Source organism: Acinetobacter sp. CIP 101966, from assembly GCF_000369725.1.
Taxonomy (GTDB): domain Bacteria; phylum Pseudomonadota; class Gammaproteobacteria; order Pseudomonadales; family Moraxellaceae; genus Acinetobacter; species Acinetobacter lwoffii_Q.
The window spans coordinates 122,150-142,515 of sequence record NZ_KB850164.1 but is presented as its reverse complement, the minus strand read 5'-3'; the positions used below and the strand labels follow the sequence as shown (position 1 = coordinate 142,515).

General features: G+C 38.5%; 13 protein-coding genes and 4 pseudogenes. 13 read left to right on the top strand and 4 right to left on the bottom strand.

All coding sequences use genetic code 11. From position 1 onward, the window contains the following. Positions 1 to 14: 14 nt before the first annotated feature. From glmU to F891_RS16045, 4 genes are all read left to right on the top strand, one after another. Positions 15 to 1,379, top strand: coding sequence for a bifunctional UDP-N-acetylglucosamine diphosphorylase/glucosamine-1-phosphate N-acetyltransferase GlmU (gene glmU / locus F891_RS16060; protein ID WP_005264595.1), 1,365 nt, complete (start codon positions 15 to 17; stop codon positions 1,377 to 1,379). 11 nt (positions 1,380 to 1,390) lie between these two features. Further along, positions 1,391 to 3,229, top strand: a complete 1,839-nt coding sequence (gene glmS, locus F891_RS16055) for a glutamine--fructose-6-phosphate transaminase (isomerizing) (RefSeq protein WP_005264593.1) — start codon at positions 1,391 to 1,393, stop codon at positions 3,227 to 3,229. A gap of 688 nt (positions 3,230 to 3,917) precedes the next feature. Beyond that, complete coding sequence (locus F891_RS16050; RefSeq protein ID WP_034439862.1) at positions 3,918 to 4,184, top strand: type II toxin-antitoxin system TacA family antitoxin; 267 nt, start codon at positions 3,918 to 3,920, stop codon at positions 4,182 to 4,184. Beyond that, a complete protein-coding gene (locus F891_RS16045; RefSeq protein WP_004280918.1) occupies positions 4,174 to 4,665 on the top strand; it encodes a GNAT family N-acetyltransferase in 492 nt (163 codons plus the stop codon). The genes F891_RS16050 and F891_RS16045 overlap by 11 nt, the downstream gene beginning before the upstream one ends. A gap of 21 nt (positions 4,666 to 4,686) precedes the next feature. Here the strand turns inward: F891_RS16045 and F891_RS17740 are convergent. Continuing rightward, positions 4,687 to 5,438 (bottom strand): IS5 family transposase gene (locus F891_RS17740; RefSeq protein WP_415867438.1). Its coding sequence is split into 2 segments (ribosomal slippage): positions 4,687 to 5,204 and positions 5,204 to 5,438, totalling 753 coding nucleotides; the frame shifts between segments, so codons are not numbered across the junction. A 390-nt stretch (positions 5,439 to 5,828) separates the two neighbouring features. On the opposite strand from F891_RS17740, the pseudogene F891_RS17735 reads away from it, so the two are divergent. From F891_RS17735 to F891_RS15990, 9 genes and pseudogenes are all read left to right on the top strand, one after another. After that, positions 5,829 to 6,780, top strand: a pseudogene (locus tag F891_RS17735) (IS481 family transposase). A gap of 831 nt (positions 6,781 to 7,611) precedes the next feature. Beyond that, positions 7,612 to 8,424: a heteromeric transposase endonuclease subunit TnsA gene (locus F891_RS16025; protein WP_004280916.1), complete on the top strand. Its 813-nt coding sequence runs from the start codon at positions 7,612 to 7,614 to the stop codon at positions 8,422 to 8,424. Continuing rightward, positions 8,408 to 9,448, top strand: a complete 1,041-nt coding sequence (locus F891_RS16020) for a hypothetical protein (protein ID WP_005264583.1) — start codon at positions 8,408 to 8,410, stop codon at positions 9,446 to 9,448. Before F891_RS16025 ends, F891_RS16020 begins: the two co-directional genes overlap by 17 nt. 67 nt (positions 9,449 to 9,515) lie before the next feature. Then, on the top strand, positions 9,516 to 10,262 hold the full coding sequence (locus F891_RS16015; RefSeq protein ID WP_005262957.1) for an IS5-like element ISAba31 family transposase: 747 nt from the start codon (positions 9,516 to 9,518) through the stop codon (positions 10,260 to 10,262). A 34-nt stretch (positions 10,263 to 10,296) separates the two neighbouring features. Then, positions 10,297 to 11,376: pseudogene (locus tag F891_RS16010) on the top strand (Mu transposase C-terminal domain-containing protein); the annotation flags it as partial. Positions 11,377 to 11,392: 16 nt separating this feature from the next. Then, positions 11,393 to 13,075: an AAA family ATPase gene (locus tag F891_RS16005; protein ID WP_005249555.1), complete on the top strand. Its 1,683-nt coding sequence runs from the start codon at positions 11,393 to 11,395 to the stop codon at positions 13,073 to 13,075. Between the two features lie 2 nt (positions 13,076 to 13,077). Then, the gene (locus F891_RS16000) at positions 13,078 to 14,616 is read left to right on the top strand and encodes a TnsD family Tn7-like transposition protein (RefSeq protein WP_005264573.1); all 1,539 of its coding nucleotides are present in this window, start codon (positions 13,078 to 13,080) and stop codon (positions 14,614 to 14,616) included. A gap of 2 nt (positions 14,617 to 14,618) precedes the next feature. Further along, entirely contained in the window at positions 14,619 to 16,235 is a 1,617-nt protein-coding gene (locus F891_RS15995; protein ID WP_005264571.1) for a Tn7-like element transposition protein TnsE, read from the top strand. Between the two features lie 368 nt (positions 16,236 to 16,603). After that, the gene (locus tag F891_RS15990) at positions 16,604 to 17,980 is read left to right on the top strand and encodes a phosphohexomutase domain-containing protein (protein WP_005264568.1); all 1,377 of its coding nucleotides are present in this window, start codon (positions 16,604 to 16,606) and stop codon (positions 17,978 to 17,980) included. 128 nt (positions 17,981 to 18,108) lie between these two features. Here the strand turns inward: F891_RS15990 and F891_RS15985 are convergent. The 3 genes and pseudogenes from F891_RS15985 to F891_RS15970 form a co-directional block, all read right to left on the bottom strand. Continuing rightward, a protein-coding gene (locus F891_RS15985; RefSeq protein ID WP_155756707.1) for an IS3 family transposase occupies positions 18,109 to 19,268 on the bottom strand; the annotation gives its coding sequence in 2 pieces (ribosomal slippage) (positions 18,109 to 19,034 and positions 19,034 to 19,268; 1,161 coding nt in all). Positions 19,269 to 19,340: 72 nt separating this feature from the next. Beyond that, a pseudogene (locus F891_RS15975) lies at positions 19,341 to 19,835 on the bottom strand (glycosyl transferase); the annotation flags it as partial. A gap of 7 nt (positions 19,836 to 19,842) precedes the next feature. Further along, positions 19,843 to 20,366, bottom strand: a pseudogene (locus F891_RS15970) (NAD-dependent epimerase); the annotation flags it as partial.

Below are 20,366 nucleotides of genomic sequence, written 5' to 3'. Positions count from 1 at the left end.
TTTAGGATTAGAACATGTCAACGACTGTTATTATTCTTGCTGCAGGTAAAGGCACGCGCATGCGTTCAAGCTTACCGAAAGTATTACAACCCCTTGCAGGACGTCCTTTACTGGGTCATGTCATTGAAACGGCAAAAAAATTAAACGCAGATAATATTATTACCATTTATGGTCATGGTGGTGACCGGGTTCAAACAGCATTTGCACAACAGGATATTAAATGGGTCGAACAGGCTGAACAGCTGGGTACCGGTCATGCGGTGCAGATGACCTTGCCTGTACTGCCTCACGACGGCGTATCGCTGATTCTTTCCGGCGATGTACCGTGCATTAATCCTGTGACCTTGCAAAAATTACTCGATGCCACCGCAGAAACCGGTATTGGTCTGGTGACCCTTACCCTGCCGGATGCCAATGGTTATGGCCGTATTGTGCGTGAACAGGGTCAGATCCAGGCCATTATTGAACATAAAGATGCCAACGATGTCCAACGTCAGATCAAGGAAATCAATACCGGTATTTATGCGGTCAGCAATGCCAAGTTGCATCAATGGCTGCCAAATTTAAGCAATGACAATGCGCAGGGTGAATATTACCTGACCGATATTGTGGCGATGGCTTTGGCAGATGGTATGCAAGTTGCATCGGTAGAACCTGAGCAGGCTTTCGAAGTTGAAGGGGTAAATGACCGTGTGCAGTTGGCTGCTTTAGAGCGTCAGTTCCAGGCTTATCAAGCAAAACAGCTGATGCAGCAAGGCGTACATTTGATTGATCCAAGCCGCTTTGACCTGCGTGGCAATTTAACTGTCGGTCAGGATGTCCGTATTGATATCAATGTGATTATCGAAGGTGATTGCGAGCTGGGCGACAACGTTGAAATTGGCGCCGGCTGTATTATCAAGAATACCAAGATTGCAGCTGGCACCAAGGTTCAGCCATATAGCATTTTCGATAGCGCCATCGTTGGGGAAGATACCCAAATTGGACCTTTTGCACGACTCCGTCCGGGTGCAAAACTCGCAGCTAAGGTACATATCGGTAACTTCGTTGAAGTTAAAAATACCACGATTGGTCAAGGCTCTAAAGCCAACCACTTTACCTACCTGGGTGATGCAGAAGTTGGCAGTGGTGCAAACATCGGTGCAGGAACCATTACCTGTAATTATGATGGTGCAAATAAATTTAAAACGATTATTGGTGATCAGGCCTTTATTGGCTCGAACAGTTCATTAGTGGCACCTGTGAAAATTGGCAATGGCGCCACAGTGGGTGCAGGCTCAACGATTACCCGTAATGTGGAAGACAACTGTTTGGCAGTAGAGCGCTCTAAGCAATTTGCCAAAGAAAACTATCCACGTCCGCAAAAAATCAAGAAATAAGGGGAACAAATATGTGTGGTATCGTTGGTGGCATTGCAGAACGTAGCATTACCAATATTTTGATCGAAGGCTTAAAACGCCTGGAATACCGGGGTTATGATTCAGCAGGTTTGGCACTGATTAATAATAGCCAGGTCCTGCGTGAACGCCGTGTCGGTAAGGTCGCAAACCTTGAACAGGCGGTGAATGAATCCCAGATTAGCGGTTCACTCGGCATTGCGCATACACGCTGGGCGACCCATGGCAAACCGACTGAAGAAAATGCCCATCCGCATATTTCTGAAAATGTGGCAGTGGTGCATAACGGAATTATCGAAAACTATCAGGAACTCAAAGATGATCTTGAAGCTTTGGGCTATGTGTTTACCTCACAGACTGATACTGAAGTGGTTGCCCATCTGATCAATGATGCACTGAAATCTACCCCGAGCCTGTTAGAAGCTGTACGCCAAGTGGTTCCGCAATTGAAAGGTGCCTATGCACTGGGCATCGTACATACTGACCACCCGGATGAACTGATTACCGTGCGTGAAGGTTCTCCACTGGTGATTGGTGTCGGGATTGGTGAAAACTTCATTAGTTCAGATCAATTAGCCTTACTTCCAATTACTAACCGTTTTATCTACCTGGAAGAAGGTGATATTGCCCGTTTGACCCACACCACCATTGAAGTCTTTGTCGATGGTCAGCTGATGGATCGTCCGGTCAAGGAACTGGATGCTGCGGTCAGCAATGCGTCTAAAGGTGAATACAAGCACTATATGCTCAAAGAAATTTATGAGCAGCCTGAAGCGATTAAACAGACCATTTCCCAAGCCTTAAATGGCAATGACCTGCGCGAAGACTTCCTTGCCAGTGCGGAACAAGACTTTTCAAAAATCCAGCAAATCCAGATTATTGCCTGTGGTACCAGCTATCATGCCGGCATGATTGCCAAATACTGGTTTGAACAGCTGATTGATCTACCTTGCCAAGTCGAGATTGCTAGCGAATTCCGTTATCGCACGCCGGTGATTGTGAATCACACGCTATATGTGTGTATTTCCCAATCTGGTGAAACTGCTGATACTTTAGCTGCCTTACGTGATACACAGAAACGTGCAACTGCCAAAGGCCTGGACATTACCACGATGACCATCTGTAACGTGGCGACCTCTTCGATGGTGCGTGAAACTCAGCATAGTCTGTTGACACTAGCAGGCCCTGAAATTGGTGTGGCTTCAACCAAAGCTTTTACTACCCAGCTTGCTGCATTGATGCTGTTGGTACTCAAAATCGGTTCTGTAAAAAATACTATTTCTACAGAACAAATGACGGAGATCACCACAGAACTTTGGCATACGCCTAAAGTGATTCTGGATACCTTGCGTCATGACGATGAAATTTTACGTCTCTCTGAACTGTTTGTTGAGAAGCAGCATTGCCTGTTTTTGGGCCGTGGTACCCATTTCCCGATCGCTCTGGAAGGTGCCCTCAAACTGAAAGAAATTTCATATATTCATGCTGAAGGTTATGCTGCAGGTGAGCTGAAACACGGGCCATTAGCACTGGTCGACAATGACATGCCGGTGGTGATTCTGGCGCCACAGGATGACATGCTGGACAAGCTTAAATCCAATATGGAAGAAGTTCAGGCACGTGGTGGCGAGCTATTTGTGTTTGCTGATGAGCACAGCGGTATTAAAGCCAAAGAACGCCAGCATGTGGTACATATTCCGGCAGTCAATGCAGTGCTGGCACCGATTGTCTACAGTATTCCTGTACAGCTGCTGTCCTATCATGTTGCAGTTCTACGTGGTACGGATGTCGATCAGCCACGCAACCTGGCAAAATCGGTCACTGTAGAATAATTAAAATTGAATCGAGGCTGGTGTTGTTTTTGAGTAAAAAAGTTAAATACTAGGTAATAAAAAATCATACTTAGTAATAAAGTTTCATACCAATTTTAAAATAAAGAAAATATATTCATTATTTTCAGTATATTGGAATTTTGGTATGAAACTTTTTTTATTTTAATAGAATTATACTTAGAATAGACTAGCCTACAGTATGATACTTTAATAAATATAATATAAATTTTATACCAATAAAAACAAATGCTTATTCGCAATGAAGGATGAAACTTTGTTACTTCCATATAATAATAAAATAAGATAATAAAAAATTTGAATTTAATGTTTGTATTTTTATAATTAAGTTTGTATCAAATGGGAACACATCATACGCTACTTGCTCAAAGAACAGTCAACTAAAGCACAAAGGCATGCCATCAATTAAGCCAGATTATGATTTAGGCAATGTAGATTGATGACAGCGAAATTTTGAGCCAATTTGTCATAGCGTGTGAATACCTTGCGTATTCTTATGTAAACCTACCACCTATTGTTATTCAAACCCTCCCACTCATTTTGGTTCATATTAAACCACTGATTTTCTATTCAAATATTTCAAAACAAAATATGCAAATTTGAATCTTAAACTACTACCTTAATCTGCTATAATTTGTACATCATACTGATGTACAAATTAGTGAAAAATATGGCTAACTTAGCAACAGAACGAATAAATATTCGTTCAACTATAGATGCAAAGAATGTAATTGAGCAAGCTGCGAATTTATTGGGTCTTAGTGTGAGTTCCTTTATGATCCAATCCTCATTTGAACGAGCAAAAGAATTACTTAAATCTAATCACGAGTTAAAAGTAAATAATACTGATCGTGATATGTTAATGAATTTGCTTGAAAATCCACGCCCTACAAATGATGAGATGAAAAAATTAATGAGTTTATTGGATGAAAATTGAGGTTTTACAAGACCATCATCAGAAAAAATCATTTAATTGTGGGCAAGATGATTTAAATAAATTCATAAAACAATACGCATCCCAACATCAGAAATCAGGAACAAGTAAAACCTATGTTGCTATTGATGATGATACACAGCAGGTGCGAGGATTTTATTATCTATCAAGTACCTCTATAGGATTTGATAGGGTTGATGCTGTTCTCATTCAACAATTACCTCGTTATCCACTCCCTTGTGTAGTTGTAGGTCGCTTTGCCGTCGATCAAACAGCTCAGGGGCGAGGAATAGGAAAAGTGCTTTTAGCACATGCGCTTAAACAAGTTTCAAAAGTTGCTCAGATTATTGGTGTAAATTTTGTTGTAATACATGCCAAGGATCAAAAAGCGATGGAATTTTATCAGCGTTTTGGCTTTATTTCATTAACATCAAATCCATTAACATTAATATATCCAATGAGTGAAATACCTAATTTTAATTAAATGGCCTACTAGGGTGTGTCCTCATTTGGCTTTGCACCAAATAAATATACAGGCTATACGAATCATAGATTTATAATTGCGTGCCAGTTTATCAAATCGAGTTGTAATAGCACGGAAATGTTTTAATCTCGAAAATGCATTTTCAACTAAGTGTCTTAATTTATATAGATATTTATCAAATTCCTTATTCGATCTCTTACTGTTTGATCTCAATGGAATAATGGGAATCATATTCTTGTTCTTGGCATATATTCTAATGTACTCAGCATCATACCCCTTATCAGCAATGAGATAAGTTGCCTCGTCTACCGTATCAATCAGTTGTTTTGCAACTTGACTGTCGTGGACGTCACCCCCAGTGATTTTAAAATCAATCGGTAATCCATTCGCGTCGGTTGCAAGATGTATTTTTGTTGTTCGTCCACCACGTGATTGTCCAATTGCTCTTTCGAAACCATGCCGAGCTCCACTTGCATGTTGATGCAGGCGTATGTAACTTCCGTCAATGAATACCCATTCTTGATCCAAGACGCCTCGTAATCTAAAAAAAATTTATCCCACAATCCCTTGCTTGCCCAACGATTAAAGCGATTGTAAGCAGTTTGCCAAGGACAAAATTCTTGGGGAATATCACGCCATGTGGCGCCTGTACGCAGTTTCCATAAGATCGCTTCCATGATATTTCTACTATTCTTTGAACAGTAACAACCGTGTAATCGCATAGTATCTTGAATTTGCTGCCAGATATCATCGGTGAGAAGAGTACGTGCCATTGAAAAAATATAGAAATCAAAAGAGCTTAAAGGAGGATTTTAAGTATTTAAAACCAATTTTTCAAATGAGGACACGCCCTAGCAACAGGATTGACTAGTAGATTACGAACAAGAATAGGTCGCAGACTTATTCAGCAATTTGCAATACCTCGATACCGCTTAAGCTTGGTAAAAAGTTCTTGATTAAATGTCTTACTTTATAAAGAGATTAATCATACTAATCAGCAGGGTTACTTTTTGACGGCATCATGATTTGACCATTTATCTTATGGATTGGATTAATAGCTCAAATCTGGAAATTGTAAGTTTATCCATGAACCAAGTCTGACCTAGGTGTTTAGTCCCAGATTTTAATGGTGCAATATTCTCAGATAAATGGAAGGAAGCACTATGGGACAAGTTCTACACAGCAGCGCCACAACGACACAGGCAGTGCGTCGAGCAATACAAAATAGTCAAGAGAGCTTAAGAACGCTAGCCAAGCGTTACGGCATCAATCAAAAGACCGTCGCAAAATGGAAGAAACGTACTTCAGTAGATGATCTTACAACCGGACCAAAGAATCCTCGCTCAAGCGTGTTATCACCTGAAGATGAGGCGGCAATTGTTGCTTTTCGAAAACGCACTTTGTTGCCGCTAGACGATTGTCGTTATGCATTGCAGCTGAGTATTCCTTATCTGAACACGCTCGTCGTTACACCGCTGCTTGCAGCGGCATGATATTTCACGACTGCCTGAGGTACAAGGTGATCGCCCTGTCAGGAAGCGCTTCAAGAGCTACCCCATTGGTTACTTTCATATCGACATCGCTGAGATGCGAACAGCACAGGGTAAACTTTATCTCTTCGTTGCCATTGATCGCACTTCCAAGTTCGCGTTCACTGAATTGCATACTAAAGCCAGTAAGATGGCAGCCGCGGAGTTCCTGCGCAATCTGGTTAAGGCTGTGCCCTATAGAATCCATACGGTGCTAACAGATAACGGCATCCAGTTCACGAACCGCACCTGTGATCGCTACGCCTCTGAGCACATCTTTGATCGGATTTGTACTGAATGTGGCATTGAACATCGTCTTACCAAGGTCAAGCATCCATGGACTAATGGACAGGTCGAGCGGATGAACCGAACGATTAAAGAAGCTACTGTCAAACGGTTCCATTACGACGATCACACTCAGCTATGCATTCACCTTGCTGATTTTATTGCTGCATACAACTTCGGCCGCAGACTCAAACCACTCAGGGGCCTGACTCCCTACGAATTCATCTGCAAACAGTGGACAGATGAACCTGAACTTTTTAAGATTGATCCGATCCATCAAATGCCGGGATTAAACACCTAATAATAAGTCCACAGCAGCACATCAGCTCCATTTAGGCCATAGCCTACCCGGCAATGAGATAAAATCCTGCTGGATTATCTAAGGCATCAGTACGGGCATAAATTTTGATGCTTAAACCACTTTTACTGCGCCCGATCGATCGCCTGATCTTTTTTCCGGTACGGTGTTGATGAGCCTTCACAATTGTTTAGTCTCGCATGGCATATTCAGTATCACTATCATAGGATAATACTTCAAAAGTTCTCTGTCATACACCAAGCCTGTATGACTCTAAAATCCACAAAAGTGCAAAGTGCTAAGGTAAGCGCCTCCACGAAATACCCGAGAGATAGCACTATCTCAACAAATAATCGGTTATCTTTGACGGCAACTCCAACAGTACACGCTCGTTGAGGTAAAAGATCTTAATACGTCCCCACTGATTACCTATTCATGCATAACATTTATTTATGAAAAAATAATGAGGAAAAGTCAGTTTTTTCTCAAACTGATTAATAAAAACCCTAGGAAAATTAATCTTTTGGTTACCAAACAACTCAATAGCGGCTCATTTTATTCTAGAGTTTTCACTGGGATTAAAAATCATACTTTCAAAAGCAAAGAATGGAACTTTATTTTTTTAAATTGCTCACAATAAGATGAAACATTTAAAAATAAACTAAAAAGCCAAAAAATAAATATAATTAAACTATAAATATTAATAATTTGAATTAAAAAATATAAAAACAAAAATATAAACTATAGATAAAAAGTAATAAAGATACATACCATATTGAATAATAAAAAACCTAATGATATGCTCAAAAACATATTAAAGCAGGTTAAAAAAATATGTTAACCAAAGAGCAACAACTAAAATGGATAAAAGAAGGACGTGGTCAAGGCTTTCTAAATACCTACAAACCCTTCTTGACAGTTAAGGATAATAAATCCCTAAACAACCGCTCAAGTCGAGTATATGGCTATAAAACCGGTCGAACTCATCACTTGTTTTCAGATTTAGAGCTCGCTGTTTTTTTGATTTTAGATAGAAATATTTTTATCAAAGATATTCGAGAACAAATGCCACTGAATTTAAAAGAAACTGAGGATTTGGCGCGTACTTTTTCCCTTTATCATCCAATGAAAAATGGTATTGCACAAACCCTAGTTTCTACATTTTTCATTCTCAGTGAAGCTGCTAATGCTCCCCCTGTTTATGTCATCAGAGCTATTTCTCATACTGAATTAGAAAATTTAAATATTCTTGAAAGTCTCGAATTAGAAAGACGCTATTGGCAGAAAGAAAATATCCCTTGGTATCTTGTTACAGAAAAGGATATCCCTATTACGGTCGTTGATAATATTAAATGGTTATATCCTGCAAATTACTCAGAAAGTAAAAATCACACTACAGATAAAATCAACTTCTATTATCAGCAATTTATAAGAAATTCTCATCTGAGTCTAATTGAACTATCAAAATATATTGATGTTCAATATTCATTAGAACCAGGAGAATCACTATTAGAAATCCGCGAGCTCATTGCTCAAAGGTACTTCGTATTTGATATCAACATTAGTTATAGAAAAATCACATGTGGCAATATAAAACTCAGTGAACAAGATTCATGGGAGGCCATCTGCAATGCTTCGAATCAATGATGTTTATGAGTTTGATGAGAAAAAGTATCGCATCCTCAAAGTATATACAGATCATATAATTTGGATAGAACTTGAAAATCAAAAAGCCTTACCTGAATTGTATACAAGATCCACACTCATCGAGGTAATTGAATCGGGCAACATAAAAATTACTACAGATCCTTTTGAAGACATGTCTTTGATGGTATTAGAAGAAAACTCTGTCTATCAAATCAAACGTGACAAGAATTTAGCTATTATAAAACCTATAATTGAACATGAAAAATTTTATGATTCAAACATACGTGCCTCTTTGATTAATGAAATTGTAAATCAAAAGATTACCACTAAACAGACTATCTATCGCTTACTTCGCCAGTATTGGCAAAGAGGAATGACCCCCAATGCCTTAATCCCTCAGTATTATAATTCTGGAGGAAAAGGTGTTAAAAAGGCTGTAAATAATAAAAAATTAGGTCGCCCTCGTATTATTTCTGAAGGGACAGGTGCTCTTATTGATGAAGATATTGAAAGACTATTTAGGAGAGTCATCAATCAGTACATGCTCAATGAAAACAAGCATACTCTACCCTACACATATCGTAAGTTTCTTAGTATATATCAAAGCCTATATCCAGACATTATTGAAACTGAAGTCCCATCAATCTGGCAATTAAAATACTTTTATGATCGTGAATATAGTCCTATTCTAAAAATAAAATCACGAACTAGTAAAATTGAGTATTTAAAAGACAAAAGAGTTTTATATTCAACAGTTAATACACATGTTCTCGGACCAGGATCTCGTTACCAAGTAGATGCTACGATAGCTGACATCTATCTTGTTTCTGACTCAGATAGAGGCTGCATTATTGGACGTCCAACCATTTACTTTATGATGGATGAATTTAGCCGTATGGTTACTGGCATGTACGTGGGATTAGAGAATCCATCTTATGTTACGAGTATGCTAGTTCTTCGTATGGCGATGTCTGATAAGGTCGATTATTGTAAAAAATTTGATCACGAGATTAGGGTGTGTTGACACTTTTAGCTTAAAAAAATAGCGAAGTAGTAAAATCAAATCGCCAAACCCAATTTTACTATTCGCTATGCCTCGTACCATGCTGACAGATCAACACTGGCAAAAGTTGAAAGTTATTCTGCGTAATTTATCCATTCACCACAACTCAAATTTACGCAATTTTATTGAAGCTATTCTCTATAGAATTAGAACAGGCTGTCCGTGGCGAGATATTCCTTCCTGTTTTGGTCATTCAAACTCTATTTTCAAACGTTTTAATCGTTGGTCAAGCAGCGGTAAGTTACTTAGATTATTCAAATTACTAGCCTCATGCCCCGATATGGAGTGGATTTTTATTGATGGCTCTCATGTACGTGCTCATCAACATTCTGCCGGCATAGCGAATCAATCTATTTCTAAAAGTGTAGGAGGAAACTCCTCAAAAATACATTTGATTGTTGATGCACATGGCAATCCTATTGATTTCATGATTACCGATGGAACCACACATGATGTTAAAGTTGCACCTGATTTAATATCAACATTAGATTTAAAAGAGACAAAAGTGGTATGCGCAGATAAAGGCTATGATTCAGAACCACTGCGTGAACAGATCAGGAAAACAGGAACTAAAGCGAATATACCAAAGAAAACGAATAGCCAATCGAACAATGACCATATGGACTGGTATTTATATAAAATCAGGCATTTAGTTGAAAATATGTTTTGTAGATTAAAGCAATTTAGAGGAATAGCTACTCGATATGACAAGCTCAAAAGAAATTATCAAAGTTCTGTTGCTTTAGCCTGTATATTTTTATGGCTACCTTTATAGGGTTAATTATGAACAGTAAATGTCAACAGACCCTACTTTTAAGGATTGGCCATGTATTGGATTACCTGAGGCAATCTTGGCAGATAGAGCCGAATTACTTGGACATCAAATTGAAAATCTCGAAAAGAACTTTGCCATCCGGATAGAAAACACACCTGCCTATCGTGGTGATTTAAAGTCAATTGTAGAGCGCTATTTCCGCACTATCCAGGCTGAATTTAAACCTTATGCACCTGGTGTAGTTCAAGCAATCAAAGAAAAGAAGCGTGGTGGTAAAGACTACCGACTAGATGCAACACTCACTGTTAAGGAATTTACCCAGATCATTTTAAATTCTGTTCTCATTTACAACAACACACATGAACTTTCTTCTTATGATCGCGACATTGATATGCCAACAGATTTACCCTGCATTCCTATTCATTTATGGAATTGGGGCATACAGAATCGAACAGGTAAGTTACGCTCAGCATCAGAAAAAGCGATTTATATTGCACTACTTCCCCGCACCGATGGCACCCTCTCTGAGCTAGGATTAAAGGTTTTCGGAGTCTTCTATAATTGTAAAGAACTCATTGAACGCGGCTTGCTCCACAGGAAAAGTGCTTCAAGACAAAGGCCGAAATTTAAAGTTGCTTACGATCCAGCGAACGCTGAAAAAGTTTATATATTTCATTCTGAAGACCATTCAGATTATTGGGAAGCACAACTTTCAAATCGTTCTAGAGAATTTAGAGGTTGTAGTTTTTGGGAGGTCTGGCAAGTTCAACTTGAGCAAAAAATAACACGATCTCGCTACAAAATAAATGCAAATCTTGCACGTGCTGATTTAGAACAACGCAATGAAGATATCATTGAAAAAGCAATTTCCTCAAGACCTTCTACTCAAAAAAGTAATGCTCAACGTCTTTCATCGATACGGAATAACCGTAATCAGGCAATAACTGAAGAAAGGGAGGATTTAAAGAAATCTACCCAAATCCAAAGCTCACAAAATGCGAAGGTTACAGACAATATTATTCCAATCTCAGGAATTAAAAAAGCAGAAGACGAAGAATCCACCTTACTTATTCCAACCTATTACGAATCATTATTTGATGAAGATGATAATTAAAAGGAGGTAAATAAAAATGAAAGTTAATGCAGTTTATCATCCAAGTTTTGGGCAGTATCAAGGAAATCCTCTTATAGAAGCATTACCACCTGTACGTGAATTTTCAGAGGTGAAAAATGCACTAAAAAGTACAATTACCCTTAACCCATCAGAAAAACATGAATCAGGTGTAGTTAGAGGTCACCTTATTGCTCAGTTGATGAATAATTTTTTTCAACCGATTGCACGGCATATTCAACTTGAACAAAAACTCTCCATTATGCTTCGTGAAGGTTACGTGGGGCGTAATCTTGCAAATGGCTCTCTTAATTCACATCTACAGAATGGTTATGAGCGAATGATGACTGGTGATGTAAATGCCATTCGCTTTGAAGCAGCTAAGTCCACTGCACGAAGTATGTGTTTTATTGGCTGTTCAGGAAGTGGCAAAACTACTACATTAAATCGAATTCTCGCTACTTATCCTCAGGTCATTTTTCATGAAAAGTATAATTTTACCCAAATTGTTTATTTAAAAATTGATTGCCCACATGATGGCTCTTTAAAAAGTTTGTGCCTACATTTTTTCAGAGCAATCGATCAAGCACTAGGGTCTGATTATGAAAGAAAATATGCATTAAAAAGACATGGTATTGAAACATTACTCAACTTAATGCGCCAGATTGCCAATTTACATGCAATTGGATTGCTTATTATTGATGAAATTCAGCATCTAAGTGTGAACAAATCTGGAGGTGCAGATAAAATGCTGAATTTCTTTGTCACTTTGGTTAATGTGGTTGGCTTACCAGTCGTGATGGTTGGCACACCAAAAGCTCGATTTATTTTTGAAGATGATTTGAGATCTGCTAGACGAGGAGTGGGATTAGGCTCAATTCTGTGGGAACAGATTAAAAATGAAGAAAAATTTATTCACCCACAGACAAAAAAAATCATTAAATCAGAATGGGTCGGATTTACTGAAGCACTTTGGAAGTATCAATGGCTCAAAAAAGCAGATCTTATCATAAGTGAAGAAATCAGGAACTGCTGGTATGATCTCAGCCAAGGCATTCCAGATATTGTGGTTAAATTATTTGTATTAGCCCAAATGAGAGCAATTGAGTCAGGGCTGGAACGTATCACGGTCAAATTACTGAAACAGACATATGAACAAGATTTAATCCCAATTCACCCAATGATTAAAGCGCTACGCTCAGGTGATGCCGAACAAATTTCACAATTTTCAGATCTGATTATTCCCGAAGTTGATAAAAAGCTACTCCTCTTACAAGTAAAGCTAGAGCAAAAAAAAGAGTTCATGGAAGATATTGATATCTATGATGGACATCAAGAATCTATTCATTTACATCGCCTACTGATTGAGCTGGGATACGAATCAAATTTATTAGCACCTCTAGTTAAAAAAGTATTCCGAGAGAATCCTAAATTTGACATGAAATCAGTAATGCCGATTATCCTAAGCTGGCTGCATGAGCAAAATGAGGAGTTCTCTTTACCTTCTAGTGCAAATAAACCACAAGATACACAAAAGATAAGAAAACAGAGAATTCAACCCAAATTATGGCACTCTCTTGATAATGATGATTTACGTTTTCAGTTCAGTCAGAAAGAAAATAAACAAAGCTTTTATGAACATCTAAAAAACCAGACTGATTATGTCATCAATATGGAAACTTTAATAAAAGAGGCAGGATAAATATGCTAAATTTTCCGGTTCCTTATACTAATGAGTTAATCTATAGTTCAGTTGCTAGAGCTGGAATACGATTAGCAATTAATAGCCCAAAACAACTTTTAGATGAGATTTTCCAAGATCGCGAAGTTGTAGCAACAATAGATTTGCCCGCACATTTATCAAAAATTTTAAAGCTTTTACCTGAAACACAATTTGATGCAGAAAAACTGATTTATCAGCATACTCTTTTTCCTCTTTATGCTCCATTTGTTCCAGAAGAGCGAAGACAAGAATGCATGCTATGGATGCTGAATAAATCAAATGGTTCAGTACACTTAGCCCTAGGAATTAATGCATCGTACATAGCAACTCCCACATATTTGCAATATTGCCCGGGATGTATAAATGAACAGCTTAAACAATATAAAGAATACTATTGGTCCAGACTTTGGCAAGTCCAAGGTGTTACCTGCTGTCAAAAACATGGTGAACTTATACAAACGAATATAGAGTTTAGGTCACCACACAAACATGAATTTATTGCAGCTGATGTTAAAAACTGCCCGATTGTCACTCAGTCAGCAGCCAAATTAGATGATCTGTTCATCTGTAAAAAAGTAGATGAGCTTTTACAGCTTTGTCCAAAACAGTCTGCAAGTTTTGAGCAATGGAGTCTTTTTTATAAGAAACTTGCCCATCAAAATAATTGTGTCCGAGGAAACTCTCATATTTTATATGAATCCATTTATGAAAAAATTTCGACCCGCTGGTCTAAACAGTTTTTAAAACAATATCATTTGGACAATTTCAGTTCTGAAAATAGTTGGCTACGTAGTATTTTCCGAAAACATCGTAAATGTTTTAGCTATCTTCAACATTTAATTGTAATTGAAGCTATGAATGCCGGTAGAGAGTGGTCATTTAATGAGATCTTAGTAACTGTTAATTCTTTACAACCAGTCATTAAACCACAATCTATAAAATTACAATCCTCGGATATAACAGAATCTCAAAATACAATTATATTAGAAAAACGAAAAAAATGGCTTGAGGCAATCAATCAAGACAGCATCAATGCATCAAGAAAACAAAATAGTGCTCTATATGCATGGCTCTATCGCAATGATCAAGAATGGCTACTTGAAACAAACAGTCATTATCAGCAACCTCACATACCGACAGGAAATAAAATTGATTGGGGTACACGTGATCTTGAAACCGTTAAACTATTAATCAAGATTAAACAACAACTTATAGAAAACTTGGATTTACCTAGAAAATCGAGAAACTGGTGGATCAAGCAACTTAGGAATCCAGCTACTATTGAAAAAAATTTAGATAATTTGCCATTAACTAAACAGTTTTTAGATCAATATAATGAGGACATTAGCTGCTTTCAGATTAGGCGACTAACCCGAGTATTACTGCAATCATATTCAGCAAATGAACAACTTCAACGCTGGATCATTTTACGAAAATCGGGTTTAAGTGAAGAAAGAATAAAAACTGAAGCAAATAATTTTTTAACGAACGTTATTAAACTTATTCATTGGGAGAATTAATTTTGGTTATTAGAGGTTTTCCGTTAAACGCTAGAATTTCATCTATTGGGGCAATTTTTAAGAATAAACAAGGGATAGCTTGGAATATTAATCTTGGATTAGAGTATGAGGAACAAAGAGTTTTTAAACATACTCGATTCTCAAGCATGCACTTGGTCGCGCAACGGAGATGCTTAAATCCCTCAGTTGAATTGAAAGACGAAAATCATTTAACACTAAAATTTAAAACTAACGATCTCACAGAATGGCAGGTCAGCAATAATATTGCGACAAAACAATTCCAATTCACACAGAAATTAACTGACCTTGATCAAAAATTTAAAAATACAATTGTGCATTTGCCACAATTAGAACTGGCTAGAGCATTATTTTTTCATAATGCTTATTTTGCGAGAAATGCACTTTCACAGAACTTTTTAAATCTGGAATTTGATGTTCAAACGGTTTCAGAAAACTATGTACTGATTAACGAACTATCCTCAAGTAATTTCCCTCCATCTCAATATAATCATCCAGGCATGCGCAACTTACTCGCTTGGATTTTAATCAATCCTGAAATCAGAAGAAGCTATGAAAGTATTGCTACTCATTTTTTTAATGAAAAAATAAAAGGTAAAAATAAAGAATGGTGGTATTTCAATTTTGATCCCCCTTCTTTAGCAAATGTAGAAATAACTGTTAAAGCCTATTATTCTAAAAAATTGGATCAAATTTATATCAATGAAATTGTAGAGATTAAAGGATTAGAATCGAACTTACCAAAGCAGATTGATTTTTCTAGTCCGAGATTTACTCAAAATAAAAATACATCGTCTACAGGAAAATCAGGTACTTACTCAAACCGACAAGAACCCGAATCTCCAGAAATTGATGACAGTCAAGAGGCAAATAGTGATCGTAAAATCCTTACTTTGCCTAGCTCTCCTGTATTGCTCAGCTTTTCCGATCCAGTTCTCACCCGTAAAATTTATAATAAAAAAAGATCCAAGAATGCATCCTTACCTTCAGAGGAAGATGAGATTCAGGACTATGATGCTATAGGGACTGATGAAGCAAGTAGCATTGGGACAATTGGTCGCGGTGAATTTGAGGGATTAGAAGATGAAAGCAATAATTTAGATTTGTTTATGGACCGTTTTGAAGCTTTCAGGTTCATGATAGAAAAGTTCGTTGAGCAAAATAATTTTACGACGGCAACCTCAAAAATCTATGAACTTCCCAGATTACAAAAATCGAAACTCCACATAACTTCGGATGGAAATAAGCGCACCCTGATGGTATATAGGTTGAATCAGCTATTCGATTACAATTTCATAATCTTTGAAATAGATGTCACAGATAATGTGAAAAAACTTTCAACCCTAGTTCTCTGCTTAAATGATATGAATGAGTTTGATGAGAGATCAATTAAAGCAATGATGAAAGAAATTATGCAGCGTTCACTAAGATGGCCGACCTTAAAATATTTTGCAGACTATGGTTTGGCAAAAACCCTACATCATCCTAAAAATCTAAATGAACTTAATGAATCAAGTCATGAGTTCGAACGATGGGGTGAACGATTCGATAAAATTATTAAGGCATTACTTCAGAAATTAGAAAAGAATGAAAAAGTGTAGATGAGGGTACTGTAAGTGCAACTGGGTATGTAAAAAGGTATTCTGTTTATGCTGATGGAGCTTATGACACAATAGGATATCATCAAATAATTTCAGATCGACAAACATACCCAATCATTCCACAAAAAAGAGTGCGAAACCTTGAAAAAATTCACTGAATTAGGTGAACCCTATACCCAAATTGTAACTTAAATTTGGACAATTTAGTGAGGCTTTGTCTTTTGAATCTTTGTATAATAAAGCCCTCCTCAAGCGACAGGATTTATCTAGAACCAAATATAGAAGGAAAAGTGAGGTTCAGCAAATGCTTACCATATATTTAAATACCTTAAACTTGGAAATTATTTTCAGGAATCTCGAGAGATCACATGACTAAACTCACTTGCTTTAAAGCCTATGATATTCGCGGCAAACTCGGCACAGAACTCAACGAAGATATCGCCTATAAAATTGGCCGTGCTTATGGACAGATTTATCAACCGAAAACTGTAGTGATTGGCTGTGATATACGTCTCAGTAGTGAAGGCCTAAAACAGGCCACGATTCGTGGTTTGAATGATGCCGGTGTCAATGTACTGGATCTGGGGATGACCGGCACTGAAGAAGTTTATTTCGGCGCATTTCATCTCGATGTTCAAGGCGGGATTGAAGTCACAGCCAGCCATAATCCGATGGACTATAATGGCATGAAGCTGGTAAGAGAAAATGCCCGTCCTATCAGTGCGGATACCGGTCTCAAAGAGATTCAGGCTTTGGCAGAATCAGGGGAATTTATTGAAGTCAGCAATAAAGGCCGTACCGAAAAATACAATATCCTGCCCGAGTTTATCGAGCACCTGATGACCTATATTGATCCAGCAAAAATTCGCCCGATGAAACTGGTGGTGAATGCGGGTAATGGTGCAGCAGGTCATGTCATTGATGCAATCGAAGTAAAATTTAAAGAGCTCAATATTCCGGTTGAATTTATCAAAATTCATCATGAAGCTGATGGCAACTTCCCGAATGGGATTCCCAACCCGATTCTGGTTGAAAACCGTGATAGTACTCGCGATGCCGTGATTGAGCATGCTGCCGACATGGGCATTGCCTGGGATGGTGACTTTGACCGCTGCTTCCTGTTCGATGAAAAAGGCCAGTTTATTGAAGGCTATTATATTGTTGGTCTTTTGGCTCAAGCCTTCTTGCTAAAACAATCGGGTGAAAAAATTGTGCATGACCCGCGTCTGGTCTGGAATACTCTGGATATCGTGGAACAATACCAAGGGATTACGGTTCAGTCGAAATCTGGCCATGCCTTTATTAAAGATGTGATGCGTGAACATAATGCGGCTTATGGCGGAGAAATGAGTGCCCATCACTATTTCCGTGACTTTGCCTACTGTGATAGCGGCATGATTCCATGGCTACTGGCGATTGCAGTACTGTCTGAAACACAGCAATCTCTATCTTCGCTGGTTGAAGAGATGATTGCCAAGTTCCCGTGTAGTGGTGAGATCAACTTTAAAGTGGCGGATACCCAAACCACGATTCAAAAACTCTTTGATCATTATGCCTATCAAAAACCTGCAATTGACCAGACCGATGGTGTCAGTCTGGACTTTGGCACCTGGCGTTTTAATGTGCGTGCATCCAATACTGAACCTTTATTACGTCTGAATATTGAAAGCCGTCGTGACCGCAATCCACGACCGATGCAGGACTATGTCGATGAGTTGACCCAGCTGATCCAGGGCGAAGCTTAATTCCTCAAAAAAACCTGAAAACAGTGCCCTTTAAACCAGAGAAAAACTCCAGTTTTTAGGGTACTTTCCCGGGCTGAAACTTTTATGGGAAATGTTTTTCAAGTATATCCACTGTGATACTTGTGATCCTAGACAGTATCGTGGACAATCGATCCCTCTAAATTCTTGAAATATTTCTGTTCAAAGGCTTCTGGACTTAACCAGCCGTTTGCAGAATGCCTTCTGACCCGATTGTAATAAATCTCAATATAATCAAACAAGACCGCATTCACCTCTTTTCGAGTCGAAAACACACTGCCATGTACCACATGACCTTTTAATGTATGAAAGAAGCTTTCAGTCACTGCATTATCCCAACAGTTTCCACGTCTAGACATACTCTGAGTACAATCATTTTTCAGTAATAGCGCTCTAAAATCACGACTACAGTACTGTGAGCCTTGGTCCGAATGAACCATAACACCAGTTGGATAACCCTGACGAGCCATTGCATAGTTAAACGTATCACACACCAACTGGCGGTCTATTCGATGGCTGGTTTGCCACCCCACGATACGACGGCTAAATAAATCTAGCATCACACATAAATACAACCAACCTTCTTTAGTGTGGATATAGGTAATGTCTGTTGTCCAGACTTTATTAGGCTGAGTAACTGTAAATTGGCGATCCAACAAGTTGGGTGCTGTAGGCAAACGATGGGTTGAATCAGTCGTATGCTTGTATTTACGCGCAATCCTGCTACGTAAACCAAGCTTTTTTAGCATCCTTCCAATAGTACGTTCGCTCATGTTGTAACCTAAATCATGCATGTCATGTACTAATGAAGGTGCACCCAATCGTGCATGATGCTGCCAATATACGGCTTTTAAGTCATTATATTTCTGTGCCGTATTGGCTTGACGTTTTCGCCAGGCATAATAGCCTGAAGTGCTGACACCTAGGTATTTACAGGCAGAAGATACGGTGACTTCATTCATATCTAGATCTTGAATTACCGTGTACTTTTCTTGGCATGATCTGTTAGAAAGTACACATGCGCTTTTTTTAAGATGTCATTGGCTTCCTTGAGCTGTTTGACTTCTTTCTCTAATTCCACGATCCGCTGTTGTTCTGGTGAAAGTTGACGTTTGCTTGAACCTGCCGGATTGGTTTCACGAATCCATTTATCTAATGTTGAATAACCCACACCTAATTTCTGGGCGATTGCAGCTACAGACTCGTGTGAGTTTGAAAGTGCATAATCAATCGCTTGCTGTTTAAATTCTGGACTAAAACGTTTAGCCATTTCTTGAATCTCCAAAGATTAAAGTTACGTTATCTTTAGAGGGACGTGCTGTCCATTATTTTGTCTAGGATCAGTAATGGCTTCGACACTGGCAATACCGTTAATGCCATCCATAAAGTTGTATAGATTGAGCAACCACACCAAAAATAATACTGCAATAATATTGGCGAGAAAGCCAAGTTGCAGACCATTAAAAGCCGTAACTTCGCTAAAGCCACCCAAGCTGATCACCACGCCAATGGCCACTAAAAAGTGTACTGCTAAGCGCAACATGGAATTAATGTGCCCATGGTCATCTAAAAAGCCAAGTAAGGCGATGACAAAGCCTGCTGCTATCAGGGTTAAACCAATATGTACGGTCATTTGTTGGCTGTATATCAGCACAGCCAGCGCCAACAAGTAGCTACACACCACCGCAACACCACCTCCACGTGGCGTAGGTACACTGTGGGAGCTACGTTCATTGGGGTTGTCTATTATATTTTTCTTGAGGGCGTAAGCTCGCATGAAGCCTGTGAATAGTAATGTCAGTATAAAAAATACGATGCTCAGTGCAAAAATTGACATACGTAAATTACTCTTTCATTTTTAAATAATTTTGACCCGCTTGCAGCATCGCTTGCTGGGTACTCAATGGCGCTGTCCAACCCAACAACTTCTGAGCTTTGATCGTATCGACCTCTAGTGACTCAAACAACTGCTCATAGAGTTTGGATTTGCCAATACATGCTGCGCCTAGTTTCATAAGCGGTTGCGGAATATAAATAAAACGTGCGGGTTTTCCCATACCCTGCTTTAAATATTGCACTAGCTCACGTGTAGAAATAGGAGTTTGATCTGCGACTAGAAATGTTTGATTGGCTGCATTTGGATGTTCGATACAGGTTTGAATAAAGTCTACCAAATTTTCAAGCGCAACAAAGCTACGTTTATTGTTTGTGTCTGCAAAAGGTAAAGGTAAATTGCTCGCAACTAATTTGAGTAACCGAGCAAAGTTACCTGGTGCATGAGCGGCATAAACTAAAGGTGGGCGAATAACGACGAGCTCTGTGTCTGATCCTGCAAACAGCTTTTTGAGCTCTTGTTCAGCCTCTAATT